Source organism: Clostridium guangxiense (genome assembly GCF_021043395.1).
Lineage (GTDB): Bacteria > Bacillota > Clostridia > Clostridiales > Clostridiaceae > Clostridium_S > Clostridium_S guangxiense.
Genome location: NZ_JAJNKE010000020.1, coordinates 1 through 24,519, shown reverse-complemented (window position 1 = coordinate 24,519; position 24,519 = coordinate 1). Strand labels below are relative to the sequence as shown.

Genomic DNA, 24,519 nt, shown 5'->3' with positions numbered 1-24,519 from the left:
TCCTTACGCGTTAACTTCTTCCTTCTTTTCTACCTTTTTAGCTGGAAGAATTTCACCTTTGTATACCCATACTTTTACTCCTATTTTTCCATAGGTAGTATCTGCTTCTGCAAAACCATAGTCTATATCAGCTCTTAATGTCTGTAATGGAATAGTTCCATCATGATATTGTTCTGTTCTTGCTATTTCAGCACCTGCAAGTCTTCCAGCACAAGATGCTTTTACACCCTTCGCACCAGATCTCATTGCTCTTTGAATTGTTTGTTTCATTGCTCTTCTAAAAGAAATTCTTCTTTCAAGCTGCTGAGCTATGTTTTCTGCCATAAGTTGTGCATTTGCATCAGCATTTTTAACTTCTACTATATTAATTAATACATTTGCATTATTAACTACAGTAAGCAATCCTTTTTTAAGTGCTTCTATTCCTTGACCGCCTTTTCCTATAACCATACCAGGCTTAGCAGTATATATGTTAAGCTTAACTTTCTTTGCTGCTCTCTCTATTTCTACTTTAGAAACTCCAGAGTTAACAAGTTTACTTTTTATATATTCTCTTATTTTATTATCTTCAACAAGATAATTTGCAAAATTCTTGTTATCTGCATACCATTTTGCATTCCAATCTTTAATAACGCCAACTCTAAAACCGTTTGGATTTACTTTTTGACCCATCTATTTCCCTCCTTCTTTATTCTCTTTCTTTTACAACCAATGTTATGTGACTTGATCTTTTCTTTATAGGAAAAGCTCTGCCTTGTGCATGAGGTTGATATCTTTTCAATGTTGATCCCTGGCAAGCATAGGCTTCTGACACATATAATCTATTTATATCTAAGTTTAGATTGTTTTCTGCATTGGCCACAGCAGATTTTAATAATTTATTTACAACAACTGCAGCATCTTTAGGTGTATACTGCAATATAGCAAATGCTTCCTTAATATCTTTTCCTCTTATTAAATCAAGAACGATTTTAACTTTTGTTGAGGACATTCTAATGTATTTAGCTATAGCTTTAGCTTCCATAAAAGCTACCTCCTTCCATACTATTTAACTGATGTTGTCTTCTCCGTATTTCCATGACCCTTAAAAGTTCTTGTGAGAACGAATTCTCCTAATTTATGTCCTACCATATCTTCACTTATATAAACTGGCACATGTTTTCTACCATCATGAACTGCTATAGTATGACCTATCATTTGAGGAAAAATAGTTGAACTTCTAGACCAAGTTTTTACAACTTTCTTTTCTCCAGCTTTGTTCATTGCTTCTATTTTTTCTAATAATGACTCTTTCACAAAAGGTCCTTTTTTTACTGATCTACTCACTTAATTGTCCTCCCTTCATAACTTCATATAAGCATAGTATTGAAGAGAACATAAGAATTCTCTTCAAATTGCTATTTTTCATTTCTTCTTTTAACAATAAGTCTATCTGAGTATTTTTTATGCTTTCTTGTTTTATATCCAAGAGCTGGTTTACCCCATGGTGTAACTGGTCCTGGTCTTCCAACTGGTGATTTACCTTCTCCACCACCGTGTGGATGGTCATTAGGGTTCATGACAGAACCTCTAACAGTTGGTCTTATACCAAGATGTCTCTTTCTTCCAGCCTTACCTAAGTTAACAATCTCATGTGTTAGATTTGATACTGTTCCTATAGTTGCTCTGCATTCTAATCTAACATATCTCATTTCACCACTTGGAAGTCTGAGTTGAGCATATTCTCCTTCTTTAGCCATAAGCTGTGCAGATGAACCTGCTGCTCTAACTAATTGAGCTCCTTTTCCAGCTGCTAATTCAACATTGTGAATTACTGTACCAACTGGTATGTTTTTAATTGGAAGTGTATTTCCAACCTTAATATCAGCATCTGGTCCTGATACAATAGTATTTCCAACTTGTAATCCAACTGGAGCAATTATGTATCTCTTTTCACCATCAGCATAAACAACTAAAGCTATATATGCTGATCTATTTGGATCATATTCTATAGTTGTAACCTTAGCTGGAACACCATCTTTATTTCTCTTAAAATCTATTATTCTATATTTTTGTTTAACTCCGCCGCCTTTATGACGAACTGTTATTTTTCCCTGAGCATTTCTTCCTGCTTTACTTTTTAAAGCAACTAACAATGATTTTTCTGGGACATCAGTTGTTATTTCTTCAAAAGTAGGCATAGTCATTTGCCTTAATGAAGGGGAAGTAGGTTTAAAACCTTTTACTGCCATGTTTATTCCTCCTTTTTTTCGCTTTTCTGGCTTTTAGCCACTAACTGCTTTATTACTGCTGCATTCCTTCAAAGAATTCTATAGCCTTGCTATCTGCTGTCAATTTAATTACAGCTTTTTTATAGTCTGGTCTCTTACCAACATGAACCCCAACTCTTTTTGTTTTTCCGAGTACATTTGCAGTTTTAACATCTTCAACTTTAACGCCAAAAACTTCTTCAACTGCTTTCTTTATTTGAGGTTTGTTTGCATGAACATCTACTATAAAGGTGTACTTCTTGTTTGCCATTTCTGCCATACTTTTTTCTGTTATAACTGGTCTTCTTAGTATATCATGGCTATTTGTATACATTATGCATACACCTCCTCAATTTTTGATACAGCGTCCTTAGTTATTATGAATTTTTCATATTTTAATATGTCATATACATTTATATTATTTGCTGGAACTACTGCTGCACCAGGTATATTTCTTATTGATTTATATACATTTTCATCTGATTCGGAAACAACAATAAGTGCTTTTTTAGCTTCAAAAGCTTTAAGCAATTTAATAGCTTCTTTTGTTTTTGGTGCATCAAATTTCAAATCTTCTAAAACAACCATTTCATTCTCAGCAACCTTGCTTGATAAAGCTGAAATCATAGCAGTCTTTTTCATTGACTTTGGAATTGAAATTCTATAATCTCTTGGCTTTGGTGCAAATACTATACCACCATGAATCCATTGTGGTGAACGTATTGAACCTTGTCTTGCTCTACCTGTTCCTTTTTGTCTCCAAGGTTTTATTCCGCCTCCAGAAACTTCTGTTCTAGTTTTAGCACTTTGTGTTCCCTGTCTTTTATTTGCAAGTAATGCAACTACAACTTGATGTAATGCATCTGCATTTACTTCTGCTCCGAAAACTTTTTCGGACAATTCTATGTCTCCAACCTTTTGTCCTTCATTATTAAATAATCCTACAGTAGGCATTCTGCATCCTCCTTTCCTTAAATTTAAGCTTTAACTGTGCTCTTAATTACTACAAATCCCTTATTTGGTCCAGGTACTCCACCTTTTATTAATATAAGGTTCTTTTCAGAAATAACCTTCGCAACTTCTAAATTTAGGACTGTAGTATTTACATGACCCATATGTCCTGGCATTATTTTGTTTTTAAATGTTCTTGATGGATCTGATGATGCTCCCATTGAACCAACTGCTCTGTGGAATTTAGAACCATGGCTCATTGGTCCTCTATGTGCATTCCATCTTCTGATAGTGCCTTGGAATCCCTTACCCTTTGATACTCCAGATACATCAACTTTTTCTCCTGCTGAAAATATATCAGCCTTTATTTCAGTACCAACTTCATAGGCACTTAAATCATCTAATTTAAGTTCTTTTACAAACTTTTTAACAGAAGTATTTGCCTTTGCAAAGTGTCCTTTTGCTGGTTTATTGCTTCTATTTTCTTTAACGTCTGCAAAACCAACTTGTATAGCTTCATATCCGTCATTTTCAATTGTTTTCTTCTGAACAACTACACATGGACCTGCTTCTATTACAGTTACAGGAACTACTTTACCTTGTTCATTAAATATTTGAGTCATACCAAGTTTTTTTCCTAGTATTCCACTTTTCATTTCAGCACCTCCAAACGCATTAGCGGATTGCCTAAGCAATCATAACCGTTATTATTTTAAAATTATAATTTAATTTCGATGTCAACGCCTGCTGGTAAATCTAATCTCATTAAAGCATCAACAGTTTTTGGTGATGGATTTACTATATCAATTAATCTCTTATGAGTTCTTATTTCAAACTGTTCTCTTGAATCTTTGTACTTATGTGGAGATCTTAATATTGTAACAACATCTTTCTCTGTTGGTAAAGGCACAGGACCTGATACTTTAGCACCTGATGTCTTTGCTGTTTCAACGATTTTTTCAGCTGATTGATCTAATATTGTGTGATCAAAAGCCTTCAATCTGATTCTTATTTTTTGCTTTGCCATTTTATTCCCTCCTTTTCATCGCACGTTTAAACTTCTTACGTACAACAACGGACCTTCTGTAAACAGTGCCACGTGTTCCATACATACCACTAAACGCAATTACAGAATACCGTCGCCCGGTTCATGACCGTGACATACTCAGCAAGAATTCCCCGTAAGTCCAGCTACCTCTTGCTTCATCGCTACTTTCACATAACAACTCTTATATTATACACCGCTTTTTAACCTTTTGCAACATTTTTTTTAACAAAAAATAGAGAGAGCGTCCTCTCCCCATTTTCGTCAAATTCTTATTTATCTAATAAGTAATCTGCTTATATTTTATTACATGTTTATTTTACTATTCTAAAATAGTAGTAACAACTCCTGAACCTACTGTTCTTCCGCCTTCTCTTATTGCAAATCTTAAGTTTTCATTCATTGCTACTTTTGTTATTAATTCTACTGTCATGTCTATGTGGTCTCCTGGCATTACCATTTCTACTCCTTCTGGTAATTGGATTGTTCCAGTTACGTCTGTTGTTCTGAAGTAGAACTGTGGTCTATATCCGTTGAAGAATGGTGTATGTCTTCCGCCTTCTTCTTTCTTTAATACGTATACCTGACCTACAAATTTGTGATGTGGTGTTACTGATCCTGGTTTTGCTAGTACCTGACCTCTTTCGATGTCTTCTCTTTGAACTCCTCTTAACAATGCTCCGATGTTATCTCCTGCCATTGCTTCATCTAGTAACTTTCTGAACATTTCTACTCCAGTTACTACTACTTTTCTTGTTTCATCGCTTAATCCTACGATTTCTACTTCGTCTCCTACGTGCAATACTCCACTTTCTACTCTTCCTGTTGCAACTGTTCCTCTTCCTGTGATTGTGAAGATATCTTCTATTGGCATTAAGAATGGCTTATCTGTTGCTCTTTGTGGAGTTGGGATATACTCATCTACTTGTGCCATTAAGTCTTTTATTGGCTTTATTGCTTCTGCATCGTCTGGGTTCTCTAATGCTTTTAATGCACTTCCTACTACGATTGGTGTATCGTCGCCAGGGAATCCATATTCATTTAATAACTCTCTTACTTCCATTTCTACTAAGTCGATTAATTCTGGATCATCTACTTGGTCTGCTTTATTTAAGAATACTACTATATATTGTACTCCAACTCTTGATGCTAATAGTATATGCTCTCTTGTTTGTGGCATTGGACCATCTGCTGCACTTACTACTAGTATTGCTCCATCCATTTGTGCTGCTCCTGTGATCATGTTCTTTACATAGTCAGCATGTCCTGGACAGTCTACGTGCGCATAGTGTCTGTTTTCTGTTTCATACTCAACGTGTGCTGTGTTGATTGTTATTCCTCTTTCTTTTTCTTCTGGTGCTTTATCAATTTCATCATATTTGAAAGCTTTTGCCTTTCCTTCTTTTGATAAAATTGTTGTGATTGCTGCTGTTAATGTTGTCTTACCATGATCTACGTGTCCTATTGTTCCTATGTTTACATGTGGTTTGTTTCTTTCAAATTTTTCCTTTGCCATTTCTGGTTCCTCCTTAATAATAAACTATTTATTTTTTTCTCCAACTATTTGTTCCTGAATATTCTTAGGAACTTCTTCATAGCTATTAAGTTCCATGCTGTATGTTCCTCTACCCTGTGTTCTTGATCTAAGTGCTGTTGCATAACCAAACATTTCTGAAAGTGGTACAAATCCAGTTATTACTTCTGCACCAGCTCTTGGTTCCATTCCTTCAATTCTTCCTCTTCTTGCGTTAACGTCTCCTATAACATCTCCCATGTATTCTTCTGGAACTGTTATTTCAACTTTCATGACTGGCTCAAGAAGTACAGGATCTGCTTTTGCCATAGCATTTTTGAATGCCATAGAACCTGCAATTTTAAATGCCATTTCAGAAGAATCGACATCATGGTATGAACCATCTACTAACTTAACTTTGAAGTTAATAGTAGGATATCCTGCTATAATACCACTTTGAGAAGCTTCCTGAATACCATTGTCAATAGGCTGTATATATTCTTTTGGTACAGCTCCACCAACTACAGCATTTTCAAATTCATAAGCGCCTTCAGTTGGTGACATTTCAATTACGGCATGACCGTACTGTCCACGTCCACCAGACTGTCTGATGAATTTTCCTTCAGCTTTAACAGCTTTTCTAATAGTTTCTTTATAAGCAACCTGCGGATTACCAACATTACATTCAACATTAAATTCTCTTTGAAGTCTATCAACTATTATTTCAAGATGGAGTTCTCCCATACCACCTATAATAGTTTGACTTGTTTCTTGATTAGTATATGTCTTAAATGTTGGATCCTCTTCAGCTAATTTTGCAAGAGCAATTCCCATTTTCTCTTGATCTGCCTTTGTTTTAGGCTCTATAGCAACTTCAATAACTGGATCTGGGAATTCCATACTTTCAAGAACTATTGCATGTTCTTCATCACATAAAGTATCTCCAGTAGTTGTAGATTTCAATCCAACTATAGCACCTAATTCACCTGTTTCAAGTTCCTCAACATCCTGTCTGTGATTTGAGTGCATCTTAACAAGTCTTCCTATTCTTTCTTTCTTTCCTTTTGTAGAATTTAAAACATAACTTCCACTATGCATTACTCCTGAGTAAATTCTAGTAAACGCAAGTCTTCCTACAAATGGATCAGTAGCAATCTTAAATGCTAATGCAGAAAGTGGCTCATTGTCATCTGCTTTTCTCTCATCTTCTTTTCCTTCAAGATCTACTCCCTTAACTGGAGGTATATCTAATGGAGATGGTAAATATTCAACAACTGCATCTAACATTTGTTGAACACCTTTATTCTTATATGAAGAACCACAAGTTACAGGAACAAATTCATTAGCAATAACACCTTTTCTAATTGTTGCATTTATTTCATCAACTGTTATTTCTTCACCTTCAAGATATTTAGCCATAAGGTCTTCATCTAATTCTACTACTGATTCAATCAATTGTGACCTGTATTTTTCTGCTAATTCTTTCATGTCATCAGGAATAGGTTCTTCTTCCATAACTGTTCCTAATTTATCTTCATATATTACAGCTTCGTTTTTAATAAGGTCAATTATACCTGTAAAATTATCTTCTTTACCTATTGGTAATTGTATAGGCACTGCATTAGCATGAAGCCTATCTCTCATCATTTGAACTGATCTAAAGAAGTCAGCTCCCATTATATCCATCTTATTTATATAAGCCATTCTTGGAACATTATACTTTTCCGCTTGCCTCCAAACAGTTTCAGATTGTGGTTCAACACCGCCTTTAGCATCATATACAGCAACTGCTCCATCAAGGACTCTTAGAGATCTTTCAACTTCTACTGTAAAATCTACGTGTCCTGGTGTGTCTATTATATTAATTTCATGATCCTTCCAATAACAAGTAGTGGCAGCTGAAGTTATTGTTATACCTCTTTCCTGTTCTTGAACCATCCAGTCCATTGTAGCAGCACCTTCGTGAACTTCACCTATCTTATGAGTTTTTCCAGTATAAAAAAGTATACGTTCAGTTGTTGTTGTTTTTCCGGCATCGATATGTGCCATTATTCCTATGTTACGAAATTTTGACAAAGGATATTTTCTAGCCAATTTTTTTCCTCCTCTCATTGTGCTAATTAATCTGATAAAACTGCTTTAGCAAATGCTAAAACAGTTTTATGCAATATACAAATAAAGTTTATTTGTATTAGTATCTGTAATGAGCAAATGCTTTATTAGCTTCTGCCATTTTATGAGTATCTTCTCTCTTCTTAACTGCAGCTCCTGTATTATTTGAAGCATCAAGTAATTCTCCAGCAAGTCTCTGGTACATGTACTTTTCTCCTCTTTTTAAAGCTGCATCTAATAACCATCTAATTCCTAAAGTCTGCCTTCTTTCAGGTCTAACCTCGATAGGTACCTGATAAGTAGCACCACCTATTCTTCTTGCTTTAACCTCTAGTAAAGGCATTACGTTGTTCATAGCTGCCTCAAATACTTCCATAGGTTCTTTATCAGTTTTTTCTTTTAAAACATCAAAAGCGTTGTAGCATATTTTTTGCGCTACTCCTTTTTTTCCATCTAACATTACGTTGTTGATTAATTTTGTAACAACCTTACTGTTATATAATGGATCTGGTAATACATCTCTTTTTGCAATATGTCCTTTTCTTGGCACTTTTCTTCCCTCCTTAACACTCTTATTTAAGTTCATCGGTACTCGACAATTAATGTCGTAAAATGCTTTGCTTCTGCAATTTAAATAGCATATTAAAATATGTACAACAAATTTTAATATAAAAGTAATCTATATATAACGCCGAAGACATAGCACTAACTAAAAACCTTACTTTTGCTTTGGTTTCTTAGCACCGTATTTTGACCTAGCCTGTTTTCTATCAGCAACGCCAGCAGCATCTAATGTACCTCTAACTATGTGATATCTAACACCTGGTAAGTCTTTAACCCTTCCACCTCTTATAAGAACAACACTGTGCTCTTGCAAGTTGTGTCCTACACCTGGAATATATGCAGTAACTTCATATCCATTTGTAAGCTTTACTCTGGCGATTTTTCTTAACGCTGAGTTAGGCTTCTTAGGAGTTGCTGTTTTTACAACTGTACAAACTCCTCTTTTCTGTGGACATTCTTTTAATGCTGGTGCAGTGGATTTAACTATTGATGTCTTTCTGCCCTTTCTTACTAATTGACTTATAGTTGGCATGTTTACACCTCCTCCTTTTAAAGTTATATCTATATATTAATTTAGTGAATAGCATAACAAAACATATAAAGATTATAAACTCTGCAATTTCATAAACTTTATATAAATCAAAATGTAAAACAATATTTTACTTAAGAACAACTGCTGTAGAAGCTTTTACATCTATACTGCACAGCTTTCCTAACTCTTTCATGGTATCTACATACACAATTTGCAGGGAGTGCTCCTTAGATAATTTTTCAACATTTTCGAATAATTCTCTGTCTGCATCTTTTGCAAGGTACACAATCTTTACTGTTCCTTCATTTATAGCCTTAATTGATTGTTTTACACCTACTACCTTTTTACCCGGCAATCTGTTTACCATTGTGCTTACCTCCCCTATATTAATGGTAGAGACAAAGCAACGCTTTGACTCTACAATAAATATAATCACACAAATTGTATTTTATCATTTATACTTTGCTATGTCAATAAAACAAATTTTTAACCTTCTATTTTATTCTCTAAATTTACTTCCTCACTAACCTCTGGTTCTATCTCTATGCTCTTATATCTAGTCATTCCAGTACCAGCTGGGATAAGTTTTCCTATGATTACATTCTCTTTCAAACCAACCAAAGGATCTACTTTTCCTTTTATTGCTGCATCTGTAAGAACTCTTGTTGTTTCTTGGAATGATGCTGCTGATAAGAATGAATCTGTAGCAAGTGCAGCTTTTGTTATACCAAGCAATGCAATTCTACCTTTAGCAGGTTCCATGCCAAGTTCTTCTACTCTGCTATTTTCTTCATTAAAATCGAACATATCTATCATAGTTCCAGGGAGCAATGCTGTGTCTCCTGAATCTTCTACTTTTACTTTTCTAGTCATTTGTCTTACAACAACTTCTAGATGCTTATCGTTTATGTCAACACCTTGTAATCTATACACCTTTTGAACTTCTGAAAGAAGATAATTTTTAACAGCATTTACGCCTTTAATTCTAAGTATATCATGTGGATTTATTGATCCTTCTGTTATTTCATCTCCGGCACTTATAACATCTCCATTAGATACTTTTAAACTTGAACCAAATGGTATATCATAGCTTACTTCTTCTCCTGATTCAGTTGTTACATAAACAATTCTTTTCTTCTTAGTTTCTTCTACTCTTACAGTACCAGAAACTTCACTAACTATCGCAAGACCTTTTGGTTTTCTTGCTTCAAAAAGTTCCTCAACTCTAGGAAGACCTTGAGTTATATCTGAACCCGCAACTCCACCAGTATGGAATGTTCTCATTGTAAGCTGTGTACCAGGCTCACCTATTGACTGAGCTGCTACAATACCTACAGCTTCTCCAATTCCTATCTTTTGTGCTGTTGCCATATCCATTCCATAACATTTCGCACAAACTCCATACTTACAATTACAAGTAAAGATTGATCTTATTTTAACTTTCTTTAAGCCAGTCTTCTCTACTTTCTCAGCAAGATTAACATCCATATAAGTATCTCTTGGAACTATAACTTCACCATTTGCTGGATTAGTTATATCTTCTGAGGAATATCTACCTGTTAATCTTTCAGCTAAAGATTCTATAACTTCATTGCCTTCTTTAATTTCTGAAACTTCAAATCCTTCTTTTGCTCCACAATCTTCTGTTCTAACAATTACATCTTGGCTTACATCAACAAGTCTTCTTGTAAGGTACCCTGAATCCGCTGTTTTAAGAGCAGTATCGGCATTACCCTTTCTAGCACCATGAGTAGAAATAAAGTACTCTAATACATCAAGACCTTCTCTAAATGAAGATTTTATAGGGAACTCAATAATACTACCCGATGGACTAGCCATAAGTCCTCTCATACCAGCAAGCTGTTTTATCTGGCTCTTAGATCCTCTGGCTCCTGAATCTGCCATCATAAATATAGGATTAAATCTATCGAGATTATCCATAAGAGCGTTAGCAACATCCTCTGTTGTTTTTGTCCATGTAGCTATTACTCTTTCATGTCTTTCATCATCTGATATGAATCCTCTTCTGTACATCTTTGTTATTTTATCAACTGAAGCCTCTGCTTCTTCCATAAGTCTCTTCTTATCCGGTGGAACAGACATATCTGAAGTAGATACTGTAATAGCGCTTATAGTTGAATAATGATATCCTTTTGCTTTTATCTTATCAAGCATAATAGATGTTTTTGTAGGACCATATTTTAGATAACACTTATCTATTATTTTACCTAAATTTTTCTTTCCAACAAGAAAATCAATTTCCATAAGAAGTTCGTTACCTGGTATACTTCTATCTACAAATCCCAAATCCTGTGGTATAGAATCATTAAATATTATTTTTCCAACAGTAGTAGTTATGATACCAACTACCTGCTTTCCATTAACCATTCTTGAAAGTTTAACTTTAACTTTTGCGTGAACATCAATTTCACCCAATTGATAAGCCATTATAGCTTCTTCAACACTTGAAAATGCTTTTCCCTCTCCCTTTACTCCATCCTTATCTATAGTTAAATAGTATGAACCAAGTACCATATCCTGAGTAGGTACACAAACTGGCTTACCATCTGATGGCTTTAATATATTATGTGCAGCCAACATTAAGAATCTAGCTTCTGCTTGTGCTTCTACTGATAGAGGAACGTGCACTGCCATCTGGTCACCATCAAAATCCGCATTGTATGCAGTACATGCTAACGGATGAAGTTTTATAGCTCTTCCTTCTACAAGTACAGGTTGAAATGCCTGAATACCTAACCTATGAAGAGTAGGCGCACGGTTTAAAAGCACTGGATGATCTGATATTACTTCTTCAAGAACATCAAACACTTGATCCTGAACTCTTTCTACCATTCTCTTTGCACTTTTAATATTATGTGCTATACCTGATTCTACAAGTTTTTTCATTACAAATGGCTTAAATAATTCTAAAGCCATTTCTTTTGGAAGTCCACATTGATACATCTTAAGATCTGGACCAACAACTATAACCGAACGTCCTGAGTAATCAACACGTTTTCCAAGAAGGTTCTGTCTAAATCTTCCCTGTTTACCTTTTAACATATCTGATAAAGATTTTAAAGGTCTATTTCCAGGTCCAGTTACAGGTCTTCCTCTTCTTCCATTATCTATAAGTGCATCTACTGCTTCCTGAAGCATTCTCTTTTCATTTCTAACTATAATGTCTGGCGCACCTAGATCAAGAAGTTTCTTTAATCTATTATTTCTGTTTATAACTCTTCTATATAAATCATTTAAATCCGAAGTTGCAAATCTTCCTCCATCTAATTGAACCATTGGTCTTAAATCTGGAGGTATTACAGGTATAACATCCATGATCATCCATGCTGGTTTGTTTTTAGATTGTCTAAATGACTCAACAACTTCAAGTCTTCTTATTACTCTTATTTTCTTTTGTCCAGTACTATTTTTCAAGTCACTTTTTAATTCTTGTGACAATTGATCTAGTTCTATTTCTTCAAGAAGCTTTTTTACTGATTCTGCTCCCATTCCAGCTTCAAAACTACTTTCACCATATTTATCCACAGCTTCTCTATATTCTTTTTCATTAAGAAGCTGCTTTTTTAGTAATGGAGTTTCTTTAGGTTCTAATACTACATAAGAAGCAAAATACAATACTTTTTCCAACGCTCTTGGAGACATATCAAGTATAAGTCCCATACGTGATGGTATTCCTTTGAAATACCATATATGAGATACTGGGGCGGCAAGTTCTATATGCCCCATTCTCTCACGTCTTACCTTAGCCTTGGTTACCTCGACACCACATCTATCACAAACTATTCCCTTGTATCTAATTCTTTTATATTTTCCGCAGTGACATTCCCAATCCTTAGTAGGTCCAAATATCCTTTCACAGAAAAGACCATCTCTTTCAGGTTTTAGTGTTCTATAATTAATAGTTTCAGGTTTTTTAACCTCGCCTCTTGACCATTCCCTTATTTTTTCAGGTGAAGCTAAACCTATTTGTAATGCATCAAAATTATTTAATTCCAAGGGTACTCCTCCCTTCACAAATTAATGTTCATCATTAAAATCTTCAAGTTCTAAACCTTTTTGAAGATCATCTAAAGGTAAATCATCATAATCAATATCTAAATTTTCATCGTCCGGTTCAGCTTCATCACCCTCCACGTAATCATCAGTAACAGGAGGTTCTGGTGAATCTTCATTACCTTCTATATTGATATTTAAATCATCTGCATCATCATCAACAGATTCTTTAAGCTTAATTTCCTCATTGTCATTAGTTAGTACCTTAACATCCAAGCATAACGCCTGCAATTCCTTAATGAGAACCTTAAATGATTCAGGGATTCCAGGTTCAGGTATATTTTCGCCTTTAACTATAGCTTCGTAAGTTTTAACTCTACCTACAACATCATCAGATTTTACAGTCAAAATTTCTTGTAGAGTATGTGCTGCTCCATAAGCCTCTAGTGCCCAAACTTCCATTTCTCCAAATCTCTGACCACCAAACTGAGCTTTACCTCCTAGTGGCTGCTGAGTGACTAATGAATATGGTCCTGTAGATCTAGCATGTATCTTATCATCAACCAAATGCGCAAGTTTTAATATATACATATATCCTACAGTAACTCTACTATCAAAAGTTTCTCCTGTTCTACCATCGTATAATACAGTTTTTCCGTCTTCATCATATCCTGCTTTTTTCAAGCATTCTACTATCTCAGGCTCAAGCGCACCATCAAATACTGGTGTTGCAATATGCCATCCTAAATTAGCTGCTGCCCATCCAAGATGAACTTCAAGCACCTGACCTATATTCATACGGGAAGGAACTCCAAGTGGGTTAAGACATATTTGAAGTGGTCTACCATCAGGTAAAAATGGCATATCTTCTTCTGGTAATACTCTGGATATAACACCCTTGTTACCATGTCTTCCAGCCATTTTATCTCCTACAGATATTTTTCTCTTTTGAGCAATATAGCATCTTACAAGTTCATTTACTCCTGGAGGTAATTCGTCGCCGTTTTCTCTAGTAAATATCTTTACGTCAACTATTATTCCGGCTTCTCCGTGTGGAACTCTAAGTGAAGTATCTCTTACTTCTCTTGCTTTTTCTCCAAATATTGCCCTTAAAAGCCTTTCCTCTGCGGTAAGTTCAGTTTCGCCCTTAGGTGTTACCTTTCCAACTAATATGTCACCTGATCTAACCTCAGCACCTATTCTTATTATTCCTCTTTCATCTATATCCTTTAATGCCTCTTCACCTACATTAGGAATATCTCTTGTTATTTCCTCTGGTCCAAGCTTAGTATCTCTTGCTTCTGCTTCATATTCTTCTATGTGGATTGAAGTAAATACATCATCACGAACAAGCTGTTCAGAAATAAGCATAGCATCCTCATAGTTATAACCTTCCCAAGTTATAAAGCCCATTCTTATATTTCTTCCTAATGCTATTTCACCTAAATCTGTTGAAGGTCCATCAGATAACACTGTTCCTACTTCTACTCTTTCGCCCTTATCAACTATAGGTCTTTGGTTTATGCAAGTTCCTGAGTTTGATCTTTTGAATTTCAATAATTTGTAAGTGTCAACTCCGCCATCTTTATCTCTTCTTACTCTAACTTCATTTGCGCTTACATAATCAACAAATCCAGCATTTCTTGCTTTAGGAAGTACTCCCGAGTCTACTGCGGCTTTATATTCTATTCCAGTTCCAACAACAGGCGCTTCAGGTTTTAATAAAGGCACTGCCTGACGCTGCATGTTTGAACCCATAAGTGCACGGCTCGCATCATCATTTTCAAGAAATGGAATCATAGCAGTAGCTACTGATACAATTTGTCTTGCAGAAATATCCATTAAATCAACTTCTGTATATGGAACTATCAAAACATCGTCAGGAATTCTTACAGTTATCCTTTTATCTATGAAATGTCCTTCTTCATCTAAAGGTTCATTTGCCTGTGCTATTAAATATTGATCTTCTTCATCTGCAGTAAAATAACGAATTTCACTGGTTACTCTATTTTCAGTCTTATCAACTATCCTATATGGACTTTCTATAAATCCGTATTCATTTACTTTTGCATAAGCTGCAAGGGAGTTTATAAGTCCTATGTTAGGACCTTCAGGTGTTTCTATAGGACACATTCTTCCATAATGTGAATGGTGAACATCTCTTACTTCAAATCCGGCTCTTTCTCTTGAAAGTCCTCCTGGTCCTAAAGCTGATAACCTTCTTTTGTGAGTAAGTTCAGAAAGCGGATTAGTTTGATCCATGAACTGTGAAAGCTGAGAACTTCCAAAGAACTCTTTTATAGAAGCTGCAACTGGTCTTATATTTATAAGAGCCTGTGGTGTTATAACTTCTTGATCCTGTATAGTCATTCTTTCTTTGACTACTCTTTCCATTCTTGAAAGTCCGATTCTAAATTGGTTCTGTAACAATTCTCCTACTGACCTTAATCTTCTATTACCCAAGTGATCAATATCGTCAACATCTCCAACCTCATAGGCCAAACCTAATTCATAGCTCACAGTGGCATATATATCGTCCTTAACTATATGTTTTGGAATAAGTCTGTGAATGTTTTTCTTTAATTGTTCTTTTATATTTTCTTCGCCTTCATAATTATCTAATATCTCTTTTAGAACTGGATAGTGAACCATTTCCTTGATATTTAAATCACTAATGTCGAATTTTATGTAATTTTTTATGTTGACAAAATTATTTCCTATAACCTTAATAACCTTATCATCGACAACTATATCTACAGAATTTATTCCTAAATTTTGAATTTCAAGAGCTTTTTCTCTTGTTATTCTTTCACCTTTTTGTACTACTATTTCTCCAGTTTCTGAATTGATTACATCTTTTGCTGCTGTCTTATTTATTAATCTAAGACTTATAGCTAATTTCTTATTAAACTTATATCTTCCAACCCTTGACAAATCATATCTCTTAGCGTCAAAAAACAAAGAATCTATAAGTGAAACTGCACTATCAACTGTTGGTGGTTCACCTGGTCTTAATCTTTTATATATCTCTAAAAGCGCTTCTTCACGTGTCTTTGTGTTATCTTTTTCTATCGTAGCTTTTAATCTTTCTTCATCGCCAAAATAGTTTATTATTTCGGCATCAGAACCAAATCCCATTGCTCTAACTAAAATTGTGATAGGCAATTTTCTTGTTTTATCAATTCTAACATAAACAACACTGTTGGAATCTGTTTCGTATTCAAGCCAAGCACCTCTATTAGGAATTACGGTAGATGCATATAGCTTCTTTCCAGTTTTATCAACTGTGTAATTATAATAAACTCCTGGTGATCTTACAAGTTGACTTACAATAACTCTTTCTGCACCATTTATAACGAATGTTCCTTGTTCAGTCATTAATGGGAAATCTCCCATAAATACTTCTTGTTCTTTAACTTCACCAGTTTCTTTATTTAAGAGTCTAACTTTAACTCTTAGTGGTGCTGCATAAGTTGTATCTCTTTCCTTACACTCTTCAATAGAATACTTAATATTCTCCATATCAAGTTTATAGCCAATAAACTCTAAAACAAGATTACCAGCGTAGTCCTGAATTGGATTAATATCATCAAATATTTCCTGAAGACCTTCATTTAAAAACCACTTATAAGAATCTAACTGAACTTCAATAAGATTTGGCATCTTACCAATTTCATTGAGTTTTGAAAAACTCATTCTTGTTCTTTTACCGACTTGGACAGGATGTATCATTAGCCTTCACCCCTTGCATAAACTAAAATAACCAAAAATGACCTTCCTTTAAGCACATTTTTGGATTGTTTACAATAACTATCTTTTTATTATATCCACATTCACACTAATAATTCAGTTGAACTAGAATATTTTATAAAAAACATACAATTCTTCGCATTTAGTTATTTTATCACACAAAATATTAAAAGTCAACATAAATTATAAATTTAATGTATCAATTCTACATGTTGTAATACAATGAAACCATTATGAAACTAAATACATACATGAACCAAAATTTGAATCTTCAAGAGATTTTGGTTCATATATGTATTTTCAGTTGAATTGATTTCATTCTTTACATTTAATTACTCTAAAAAAAGAGCCCTCTTACGAGTGCTCTTTTTAGTTAATCATTTTAACTATTTTAATTCTACTTTTGCACCAGCTTCTTCGAGTTTAGCTTTCATAGCTTCTGCTTCTTCTTTAGCTACTGCTTCTTTAATTGTCTTAGGAGCTCCATCTACTAATTCTTTAGCTTCTTTTAATCCTAATCCAGTTGCTTCTCTAACAGCTTTTATAACTTTTATCTTCTGAGCACCAGTTTCTGCTAATACTACATCGAATTCAGTTTTTTCTTCAGCTGCAGCACCTGCTGCACCTGCTGCGCCTGCTGCTACTGGAGCTGCAGCACTTACTCCAAATTCTTCTTCACAAGCTTTTACTAATTCATTTAATTCTAATACAGTCATACCTTTTATAGCTTCTATAATTTCTTCTTTTACCATTATATATAGCACCTCCGAATTTTTCTCACTCTATTTTATATTTTTATAATTTTATTATGCTTGCTCTTCAGTCTGTTTCTTTTCTTGAACTGCGCTTAACAAGTAAGCAAATTTTGATAATGGAGCCTTGAAGCTTCCAAGAAGTTTTGCAATAAGAACTTCTTTTGGTGGTACTGAAGCGAGTTCCTTTACCTTGTTAGTATCGAATTCTTCCCCATTTACCAATCCTCCAATAAGTTCCAATGCCTTATGATCTTTTGCAAAATCATTTAAGATTCTTGCTGGAGCTGTAACATCGTCATAGCCCATTGCTACTGCTACTGGTCCTTCAAAATATTTAGTTATACTTTCATGACCTAGTTCTTTTGCAGCTCTACTAGCTAAAGTGTTTTTATATACTTTATATTCAACACCGGCTTCTCTTAATTGTTTTCTAAGTGCAGTATCCTCTTCAACATTTAATCCTTGATATTTAACCAATATCAAAGCCTGAGCCTTATCCATTTTTTCTTTTATTTCAGCAATTTTTTCTTCTTTTAATTGTCTGTTTTTATTTGGCACTGTGTATCCACCTCCTCACAGTATTAAACTGCTCTATTAAAAATTTCAAAATACTTTATAATAAAATCAAAGGCCTCTCCGTAAAATTCGAAGAGACCATATATTTACACGCATATATTGGAATCCTCGGCAGGTTGGTTTCCCGTTACGCTTTAAAGCACCTACTATCTACGGAGTATTTACTATTTGACTTTAAAAGTATATAATATTTAAACTAAAAAATCAATATTAATCTAAAACTTTAACTGGATTTATTTTTATTCCAGGTCCCATAGTAGATGAAACTGCTACAGATTTAATATACTGACCTTTAGCTGAAGCTGGTTTAGCTTTTACTATTGCTTCCATTAATACGTGGAAGTTTTCAATTAATTTTTGAGTTCCAAATGAACTTTTTCCAATCAAAACGTGAATTATAGCAGTTTTATCAACTCTATATTCAACTTTACCAGCTTTAATTTCTGATAATGCTTTTGTAATATCAAATGTAACTGTTCCTGATTTTGGATTTGGCATTAAACCTTTTGGTCCTAATACTCTTCCTAACCTTCCTACTACACCCATCATATCTGGTGTTGCAACAACTACATCAAAATCAAACCAATTTTCATTTTGTATTTTAGCAGCGTACTCTTCTGCTCCTACATAATCTGCTCCTGCATCCTGAGCTTCTTTTGCTTTATCGCCCTTTGCAAAAACTAATACTTTTACTTCTTTACCTGTTCCATGAGGTAATACAATAGCACCTCTTACTTGTTGATCTGCATGTCTTGGATCTACTCCAAGTCTAATTGCAAGTTCAACAGTTTCATCGAATTTAGCTTTAGATGTCTTCATAACTAAATCCATTGCTTCTTCTGGTGTATACAAAGCATTTTTATCAACAAGCTTTGCACTTTCCACATAATTCTTTCCCATTTTTATTCCTCCTTCGTGGTAATAATGGCACAACTATTGTTATACCTCCCACAATTTAAAAACATACTATTTTTCTACTTCTACGCCCATGCTTCTTGCAGTTCCAGCTATCATATTCATTGCAGCTTCTAATGATGCTGCATTTAAATCTGGCATTTTTGTTTCAGCAATTTGCTTAAGTTGGTCTTTAGTTAATTTTCCTACTTTAGTTTTGTTAGGAACACCTGAACCACTATTTATTCCTAATGCTTTTTTAATCAATACAGCTGCTGGAGGAGTCTTTAATATGAAACTAAAAGATCTATCCTGATAAACTGTAATCACAACTGGTATTGTTAATCCTGCCTGATTAGCAGTTTTAGCATTGTATTCTTTACAAAATGCCATGATATTTACACCGTGTTGTCCAAGTGCTGGACCAACTGGTGGAGCTGGAGTTGCCTTTCCTGCAGGCAATTGTAGTTTTATTAAACCTACTACTTTCTTTGCCATAAAACATACACCTCCTAATGTAGTTTAAATAATTGGATAATTTTAATCCAATTTTTCTATTTGATTAAAATCAAGTTCAACAGGAGTTTCCCTGCCAAACATGTTAACTAAACCTTTAATCTTATGTTTTTCAGTATTTATTTCCTGAATTAATGCAACCTGATCTAAAAGTGGTCCTGAGATAACTCTCACATTTTCTCCAACTTTTACATCAATATCAACAACCTTTTCCTTTATGCCCATAGATTCAACTTCTTCATCAGTCAAAGGAACTGGTTTTGATCCTGGTCCAACAAATCCGGTACATCCTCTTGTATTTCTAACAACATACCAAGATTCATCAGTCATAAGCATTTTTATGAGCACATAACCAGGGAATACCTTTTTTAATGTTATTTTCTTTTTTCCATCTTTTTCTTCAACTTCTTCTTGTAATGGAACTTGTATGTCAAAGATAAGATTTTCAAGATTTCTATTTTCAATAGTCTTTTCAATATTAGCTTTTACCTTATTTTCGTACCCTGAATATGTATGAACAACATACCATCTAACTCTTTCACTCATAATTAAAGGAACAGGAACACCCTGAACCTATAACCTCCCTTTCATCTTACTTAAAGATCACCCTAAAGAGGTTATTAAAGCCATAATCCAACACTGCCACTAGCGCTATACATATAGCACAAAATATTATTACCGATATTGTAGATTTTTTAGTATCTTCCTTTGAAGGCCACGTAATTCTATGTGTTTCATTTGCAAGGTCTTTAAAAAATCCAATGAAACCTTTTAATGGTGATTTCTTTACATTATCATTTTTTACATTAGCAGCCATTTTTATTCACATCCTAAAAGTTATTACAAAATACGGTTAATTACCTATTTTGTTTCTTTATGAAGTGTATGTTTGTGGCAAAATGGACAATATTTTCTCATCTCTAACCTATCTGGATTATTTTTCTTGTTTTTCATTGTATTGTAATTTCTCTGTTTGCAATCTGTACATGCTAATGTTACTTTTACTCTCACAATCTACACCTCCCAGTTACTGCAGAAAAACTCGATTTTTCTGAAAATATGCACTACCTTATTAATTTATCATAATGTAGTATATATGTCAACTAATTTTTCTAGCATTATTTTTTATTATGTAAGATTTATTGAAAAATTGTCTTAATAGAATTCAATGCAGAATCTATCATCACTAAAACATTTCAATAAAAAATCATCTTAATCATACACAAACGGATTAGGCTCACCCCAATCCGTTCGTAAGAGTAATTTATTCTAAAATAGTAGTAACAACTCCTGAACCTACTGTTCTTCCGCCTTCTCTTATTGCAAATCTTAAGTTTTCATTCATTGCTACTTTTGTTATTAATTCTACTGTCATGTCTATGTGGTCTCCTGGCATTACCATTTCTACTCCTTCTGGTAATTGGATTGTTCCAGTTACGTCTGTTGTTCTGAAGTAGAACTGTGGTCTATATCCGTTGAAGAATGGTGTATGTCTTCCGCCTTCTTCTTTCTTTAATACGTATACCTGACCTACAAATTTGTGATGTGGTGTTACTGATCCTGGTTTTGCTAGTACCTGACCTCTTTCGATGTCTTCTCTTTGAACTCCTCTTAACAATGCTCCGATGTTATCTCCTGCCATTGCTTCATCTAGTAACTTTCTGAACATTTCTACTCCAGTTACTACTACTTTTCTTGTTTCATCGCTTAATCCTACGATTTCTACTTCGTCTCCTACGTGCAATACTCCACTTTCTACTCTTCCTGTTGCAACTGTTCCTCTTCCTGTGATTGTGAAGATATCTTCTATTGGCATTAAGAATGGCTTATCTGTTGCTCTTTGTGGAGTTGGGATATACTCATCTACTTGTGCCATTAAGTCTTTTATTGGCTTTATTGCTTCTGCATCGTCTGGGTTCTCTAATGCTTTTAATGCACTTCCTACTACGATTGGTGTATCGTCGCCAGGGAATCCATATTCATTTAATAACTCTCTTACTTCCATTTCTACTAAGTCGATTAATTCTGGATCATCTACTTGGTCTGCTTTATTTAAGAATACTACTATATATTGTACTCCAACTCTTGATGCTAATAGTATATGCTCTCTTGTTTGTGGCATTGGACCATCTGCTGCACTTACTACTAGTATTGCTCCATCCATTTGTGCTGCTCCTGTGATCATGTTCTTTACATAGTCAGCATGTCCTGGACAGTCTACGTGCGCATAGTGTCTGTTTTCTGTTTCATACTCAACGTGTGCTGTGTTGATTGTTATTCCTCTTTCTTTTTCTTCTGGTGCTTTATCAATTTCATCATATTTGAAAGCTTTTGCCTTTCCTTCTTTTGATAAAATTGTTGTGATTGCTGCTGTTAATGTTGTCTTACCATGATCTACGTGTCCTATTGTTCCTATGTTTACATGTGGTTTGTTTCTTTCAAATTTTTCCTTTGCCATTTCTGGTTCCTCCTTAATAATAAATGATTCATCAATCTCATGACGAAATCCACAGTTTTAATCATGTAAACTGTTCCTGGTGTATTGTATGTATTTAACCTTTGGAGCCCACGGCCAGATTTGAACTGGTGACCTCCACCTTACCAAGGTGACGCTCTACCTACTGAGCTACATGGGCAATATCCATTTGGAGCGGGAAACGGGTATCGAACCCGCGACACCCAGCTTGGGAAGCTAGTGCTCTACCACTGAGCTACTCCCGCATATTTACGTGAACAAACTACTGAATACTTAATCACGTAACAATTATTTATTTTACTATCAACAATTTTCTTTGTCAATACAAAGCTTATCTTTTTTCGAGGCACTTTTCCAATTTTCTTTTTACCCGCTGAAGAGCATTATCTATCGACTTTGCTCCTCTATCCAAATCGCAGGCTATTTCCTGATACGATTTACCTTCTAAATAATACATAAGTACTTCCATTTCTAAATCAGATAATACTTCACCTATACCATTCTTTATCTTTTTTACTTCTTCTTTACTTATCATAAGTTCTTCTGGATCTGCAACTTTTAGACCAGATATAACATCAAATAAAGTTCTATCAGACTCTTCATCATATATTGGCTTATTTAGGGAAATATAAGTATTTAAAGGAATATGCTTTTGCCTTGTAGCTGTCTTAATTGCAGTTATTATTTGTCTTGTTATGCAAAGTTCCGCAAAGGCTTTAAACGATGATAATTTATTTGGTTTAAAATCTCTTATAGCTTTATATAGTCCTATCATTCCTTCTTGACATATATCTTCTTTATCTGCCCCTATAAGAAAATAAGATTTAGCTTTAGCCTTTACAAAGTTTTGATACTTATTTATAAGATATTCTTGTGATTTTATATCACCTGACTTCGCCAACATAACTATCTCTTCATCTATTTTATCTTCATACACAGCATCAGCATTATTTATAATCGCATCATTATCCAACTATATCCCCCCCAAGTATAATTACCTCAATATTGTAATTATATATTAGCATTATTTTATAAGTCAACTATTTTTATCATCTTTTCTAATTTTATCCAAAATCTTAAAAGTATTGTCATCAAGACGATCTTCTATTCTGTTATATCTTTTTTCACTAGCTATTTTTTTTGCTTTTAAGCTTATTTTCCCCTTAACATTTATGACTTCATTGTAAAACTCTATAGATGACATTCTTGTAGAGCCTCTTTGAAAAACAACCTGCTGCTCTAAATTATCGGATGTAACAACGCAAACTTCATACTTTCGTCCAATACTATTTACATATTTCTCTATAAAACTATCTGCCGTTTCCGACTCTTTTGTATATACCACAATTAAATTTTTTGTAACCTTAATTTTCTCTCCAGAATTGCCTTGTATAAGATGAGCATCAAAAACCAAAAAAATTTTGTATCCTTTAAATTCGGAATAATCTATTAAAATTTCAATAAGTTTTTCTCTTGCACTTTCTAAATTTATATTGTTTTTTATACTATTTAGTTCCGCCCAACTGTTTATTACGTTATATCCATCAACAAATATTGTTTTCAAGGTTTTACCCTCTTTTTATTCTCTGTTTAAGAATTTCATACATAATGATTCCTCCTGCAACAGAAGCATTTAGAGATGAAATCCTACCTATCATAGGTATTTTTACAAGAACATCACACTTTTGTTTTGTAAGCTTAGACATACCTTGTCCTTCACTTCCTATAACTAGTGCTGCCGGTCCAGTTAAATCCGTATCAAAACAATATTCCTTACCTTCCATTTCAGCACCATAAATCCATATATTATTCTCTTTAAGCTTATCTATTGCTGAGTTTATATTATTCACCTTAGCAATTCTCATATGCTGAGCTGCTCCTGCTGATGTTTTATAGACAACAGATGTTACCCCTACATTCCTTCTTTTGGAAATTATAATTCCATGAACACCACAAACTTCTGCTGTTCTCATTATAGAGCCAAAGTTATGTGGATCCTCAATTTCATCCAAAATTACTATGAATGGAGCTTCGTTCTTTTTCTTAGCATATTCTAAAATATCCTCAACTTCATAATACTTATATGGAGTTGTTTCCGCTATAACTCCTTGATGTGAATGTGTTTGTGACATTTGATCTAGCTTTCTTCTATCTACAAGCTTAACTGCTATTCCTTTTTCCTTTGCCTTTGCTAAAACAACATTTATTGAGCCTTCCTTTGTACCTTTAGCTACAAACAATTGTTCAATGGTTCTATCACCTTTTAACGCTTCTATTACGGCATTTCTTCCTTCTATTAGATTTTCATTTTCCATTTTTTTCTCCTTTCTAACTCTCTATATAAAGATTGGCACTTTGGAACTTGAAACAATTCACTGTGCACTGTTTCAAATTTAAGTTTATCGGTATAAATCTTATATTCGTAATTTTAGGTTTTCAAGTATTTTATCTATATAGATAAACAAGCTGAAATATTTAAATTACCAATACCAAATTTATCCTTACAAACTGGAATTTAGCGAGGTGATATTGATTTGGGATATTAAATAAAGCTAATAAATCTAAGACGATA

General features: G+C 34.1%; 25 protein-coding genes, 2 tRNA genes, 1 pseudogene and 1 other annotated feature. All 28 genes and pseudogenes read right to left on the bottom strand.

Annotation, left to right across the window (positions count from 1 at the left end; genetic code table 11):
* Positions 1 to 3 precede the first annotated feature (3 nt).
* On the bottom strand, positions 4 to 672 hold the full coding sequence (gene rpsC, locus LQK79_RS12295; RefSeq protein WP_231016748.1) for a 30S ribosomal protein S3: 669 nt from the start codon (positions 670 to 672) through the stop codon (positions 4 to 6).
* A gap of 16 nt (positions 673 to 688) precedes the next feature.
* Entirely contained in the window at positions 689 to 1,024 is a 336-nt protein-coding gene (rplV, locus tag LQK79_RS12290) for a 50S ribosomal protein L22 (protein ID WP_053242599.1), read from the bottom strand.
* A 20-nt stretch (positions 1,025 to 1,044) separates the two neighbouring features.
* Positions 1,045 to 1,326 carry a 30S ribosomal protein S19 gene (gene rpsS / locus LQK79_RS12285; protein ID WP_053242600.1) on the bottom strand — a complete coding sequence of 94 codons (282 nt, stop codon included), beginning with the start codon at positions 1,324 to 1,326 and terminating at the stop codon, positions 1,045 to 1,047.
* Between the two features lie 71 nt (positions 1,327 to 1,397).
* Positions 1,398 to 2,231 carry a 50S ribosomal protein L2 gene (gene rplB, locus LQK79_RS12280; RefSeq protein WP_053242601.1) on the bottom strand — a complete coding sequence of 278 codons (834 nt, stop codon included), beginning with the start codon at positions 2,229 to 2,231 and terminating at the stop codon, positions 1,398 to 1,400.
* Between the two features lie 52 nt (positions 2,232 to 2,283).
* Positions 2,284 to 2,583, bottom strand: a complete 300-nt coding sequence (gene rplW / locus LQK79_RS12275; RefSeq protein ID WP_053242602.1) for a 50S ribosomal protein L23 — start codon at positions 2,581 to 2,583, stop codon at positions 2,284 to 2,286.
* A complete protein-coding gene (rplD, locus tag LQK79_RS12270) occupies positions 2,583 to 3,203 on the bottom strand; it encodes a 50S ribosomal protein L4 (protein ID WP_231016747.1) in 621 nt (206 codons plus the stop codon). The genes rplW and rplD overlap by 1 nt, the downstream gene beginning before the upstream one ends.
* A 23-nt stretch (positions 3,204 to 3,226) precedes the next feature.
* Entirely contained in the window at positions 3,227 to 3,856 is a 630-nt protein-coding gene (rplC, locus tag LQK79_RS12265; RefSeq protein ID WP_053242604.1) for a 50S ribosomal protein L3, read from the bottom strand.
* Positions 3,857 to 3,918: 62 nt separating this feature from the next.
* Positions 3,919 to 4,227 (bottom strand): 30S ribosomal protein S10, encoded by a 309-nt coding sequence (rpsJ, locus tag LQK79_RS12260; protein WP_053242605.1) that lies wholly within the window; start codon positions 4,225 to 4,227, stop codon positions 3,919 to 3,921.
* Positions 4,228 to 4,567: 340 nt separating this feature from the next.
* Positions 4,568 to 5,761: an elongation factor Tu gene (tuf, locus tag LQK79_RS12255; protein ID WP_053243635.1), complete on the bottom strand. Its 1,194-nt coding sequence runs from the start codon at positions 5,759 to 5,761 to the stop codon at positions 4,568 to 4,570.
* Positions 5,762 to 5,785: 24 nt separating this feature from the next.
* A complete protein-coding gene (gene fusA, locus LQK79_RS12250) occupies positions 5,786 to 7,852 on the bottom strand; it encodes an elongation factor G (RefSeq protein ID WP_053242918.1) in 2,067 nt (688 codons plus the stop codon).
* Between the two features lie 97 nt (positions 7,853 to 7,949).
* On the bottom strand, positions 7,950 to 8,420 hold the full coding sequence (gene rpsG, locus LQK79_RS12245; protein ID WP_053242919.1) for a 30S ribosomal protein S7: 471 nt from the start codon (positions 8,418 to 8,420) through the stop codon (positions 7,950 to 7,952).
* Between the two features lie 168 nt (positions 8,421 to 8,588).
* Positions 8,589 to 8,966, bottom strand: a complete 378-nt coding sequence (gene rpsL, locus LQK79_RS12240) for a 30S ribosomal protein S12 (RefSeq protein ID WP_053242920.1) — start codon at positions 8,964 to 8,966, stop codon at positions 8,589 to 8,591.
* Positions 8,967 to 9,093: 127 nt separating this feature from the next.
* Positions 9,094 to 9,333 (bottom strand): ribosomal L7Ae/L30e/S12e/Gadd45 family protein, encoded by a 240-nt coding sequence (locus LQK79_RS12235; RefSeq protein WP_053242921.1) that lies wholly within the window; start codon positions 9,331 to 9,333, stop codon positions 9,094 to 9,096.
* A 119-nt stretch (positions 9,334 to 9,452) separates the two neighbouring features.
* Positions 9,453 to 12,983: a DNA-directed RNA polymerase subunit beta' gene (gene rpoC / locus LQK79_RS12230; RefSeq protein WP_231016746.1), complete on the bottom strand. Its 3,531-nt coding sequence runs from the start codon at positions 12,981 to 12,983 to the stop codon at positions 9,453 to 9,455.
* A gap of 21 nt (positions 12,984 to 13,004) precedes the next feature.
* Positions 13,005 to 16,712, bottom strand: coding sequence for a DNA-directed RNA polymerase subunit beta (gene rpoB / locus LQK79_RS12225; RefSeq protein ID WP_053242922.1), 3,708 nt, complete (start codon positions 16,710 to 16,712; stop codon positions 13,005 to 13,007).
* Positions 16,713 to 17,116: 404 nt separating this feature from the next.
* Positions 17,117 to 17,482 carry a 50S ribosomal protein L7/L12 gene (gene rplL / locus LQK79_RS12220; RefSeq protein ID WP_053242923.1) on the bottom strand — a complete coding sequence of 122 codons (366 nt, stop codon included), beginning with the start codon at positions 17,480 to 17,482 and terminating at the stop codon, positions 17,117 to 17,119.
* A gap of 54 nt (positions 17,483 to 17,536) precedes the next feature.
* Positions 17,537 to 18,043 (bottom strand): 50S ribosomal protein L10, encoded by a 507-nt coding sequence (gene rplJ / locus LQK79_RS12215; RefSeq protein WP_084757065.1) that lies wholly within the window; start codon positions 18,041 to 18,043, stop codon positions 17,537 to 17,539.
* A 56-nt stretch (positions 18,044 to 18,099) separates the two neighbouring features.
* Positions 18,100 to 18,235, bottom strand: a sequence feature (ribosomal protein L10 leader region).
* A gap of 36 nt (positions 18,236 to 18,271) precedes the next feature.
* Positions 18,272 to 18,961: a 50S ribosomal protein L1 gene (rplA, locus tag LQK79_RS12210; protein ID WP_231016745.1), complete on the bottom strand. Its 690-nt coding sequence runs from the start codon at positions 18,959 to 18,961 to the stop codon at positions 18,272 to 18,274.
* 66 nt (positions 18,962 to 19,027) lie between these two features.
* A complete protein-coding gene (gene rplK, locus LQK79_RS12205) occupies positions 19,028 to 19,453 on the bottom strand; it encodes a 50S ribosomal protein L11 (RefSeq protein ID WP_053242925.1) in 426 nt (141 codons plus the stop codon).
* A 42-nt stretch (positions 19,454 to 19,495) separates the two neighbouring features.
* Positions 19,496 to 20,017 carry a transcription termination/antitermination protein NusG gene (gene nusG / locus LQK79_RS12200; protein ID WP_053242926.1) on the bottom strand — a complete coding sequence of 174 codons (522 nt, stop codon included), beginning with the start codon at positions 20,015 to 20,017 and terminating at the stop codon, positions 19,496 to 19,498.
* Between the two features lie 46 nt (positions 20,018 to 20,063).
* Positions 20,064 to 20,288: a preprotein translocase subunit SecE gene (secE, locus tag LQK79_RS12195; RefSeq protein ID WP_053242927.1), complete on the bottom strand. Its 225-nt coding sequence runs from the start codon at positions 20,286 to 20,288 to the stop codon at positions 20,064 to 20,066.
* Between the two features lie 44 nt (positions 20,289 to 20,332).
* A complete protein-coding gene (gene rpmG, locus LQK79_RS12190) occupies positions 20,333 to 20,482 on the bottom strand; it encodes a 50S ribosomal protein L33 (RefSeq protein ID WP_053242928.1) in 150 nt (49 codons plus the stop codon).
* Positions 20,483 to 20,735: 253 nt separating this feature from the next.
* Positions 20,736 to 21,929, bottom strand: a complete 1,194-nt coding sequence (tuf, locus tag LQK79_RS12185; RefSeq protein WP_053243635.1) for an elongation factor Tu — start codon at positions 21,927 to 21,929, stop codon at positions 20,736 to 20,738.
* A gap of 102 nt (positions 21,930 to 22,031) precedes the next feature.
* Positions 22,032 to 22,107 (bottom strand) — tRNA-Thr (locus LQK79_RS12180).
* A gap of 10 nt (positions 22,108 to 22,117) precedes the next feature.
* Positions 22,118 to 22,192, bottom strand: a tRNA-Gly gene (locus LQK79_RS12175).
* An 86-nt stretch (positions 22,193 to 22,278) separates the two neighbouring features.
* Positions 22,279 to 22,920, bottom strand: coding sequence for an RNA polymerase sporulation sigma factor SigH (gene sigH / locus LQK79_RS12170; RefSeq protein ID WP_053243589.1), 642 nt, complete (start codon positions 22,918 to 22,920; stop codon positions 22,279 to 22,281).
* Positions 22,921 to 22,983: 63 nt separating this feature from the next.
* Complete coding sequence (locus tag LQK79_RS12165; protein WP_053243590.1) at positions 22,984 to 23,511, bottom strand: NYN domain-containing protein; 528 nt, start codon at positions 23,509 to 23,511, stop codon at positions 22,984 to 22,986.
* Between the two features lie 4 nt (positions 23,512 to 23,515).
* A pseudogene (gene rlmB / locus LQK79_RS12160) lies at positions 23,516 to 24,265 on the bottom strand (23S rRNA (guanosine(2251)-2'-O)-methyltransferase RlmB); the annotation flags it as partial.
* Positions 24,266 to 24,519 lie beyond the last annotated feature (254 nt).

Coding starts and splice junctions, on each gene's coding strand:
- rpsC (WP_231016748.1), bottom strand. CDS start 672: ATGGGTCAAAAAGTAAATCCAAACGGTTTTAGAGTTGGCGTTATTAAA.
- rplV (WP_053242599.1), bottom strand. CDS start 1,024: ATGGAAGCTAAAGCTATAGCTAAATACATTAGAATGTCCTCAACAAAA.
- rplB (WP_053242601.1), bottom strand. CDS start 2,231: ATGGCAGTAAAAGGTTTTAAACCTACTTCCCCTTCATTAAGGCAAATG.
- rplW (WP_053242602.1), bottom strand. CDS start 2,583: ATGTATACAAATAGCCATGATATACTAAGAAGACCAGTTATAACAGAA.
- rplD (WP_231016747.1), bottom strand. CDS start 3,203: ATGCCTACTGTAGGATTATTTAATAATGAAGGACAAAAGGTTGGAGAC.
- rplC (WP_053242604.1), bottom strand. CDS start 3,856: ATGAAAAGTGGAATACTAGGAAAAAAACTTGGTATGACTCAAATATTT.
- rpsJ (WP_053242605.1), bottom strand. CDS start 4,227: ATGGCAAAGCAAAAAATAAGAATCAGATTGAAGGCTTTTGATCACACA.
- tuf (WP_053243635.1), bottom strand. CDS start 5,761: ATGGCAAAGGAAAAATTTGAAAGAAACAAACCACATGTAAACATAGGA.
- rpsL (WP_053242920.1), bottom strand. CDS start 8,966: ATGCCAACTATAAGTCAATTAGTAAGAAAGGGCAGAAAGACATCAATA.
- LQK79_RS12235 (WP_053242921.1), bottom strand. CDS start 9,333: ATGGTAAACAGATTGCCGGGTAAAAAGGTAGTAGGTGTAAAACAATCA.
- rpoB (WP_053242922.1), bottom strand. CDS start 16,712: ATGATACATCCTGTCCAAGTCGGTAAAAGAACAAGAATGAGTTTTTCA.
- rplL (WP_053242923.1), bottom strand. CDS start 17,482: ATGGTAAAAGAAGAAATTATAGAAGCTATAAAAGGTATGACTGTATTA.
- rplA (WP_231016745.1), bottom strand. CDS start 18,961: ATGGGAAAGAATTATGTGGAAAGTGCAAAGCTTGTTGATAAAAATGCT.
- rplK (WP_053242925.1), bottom strand. CDS start 19,453: ATGGCAAAGAAAGTAGTAGGTTTAATAAAACTACAATTGCCTGCAGGA.
- nusG (WP_053242926.1), bottom strand. CDS start 20,017: ATGAGTGAAAGAGTTAGATGGTATGTTGTTCATACATATTCAGGGTAC.
- secE (WP_053242927.1), bottom strand. CDS start 20,288: ATGGCTGCTAATGTAAAAAATGATAATGTAAAGAAATCACCATTAAAA.
- tuf (WP_053243635.1), bottom strand. CDS start 21,929: ATGGCAAAGGAAAAATTTGAAAGAAACAAACCACATGTAAACATAGGA.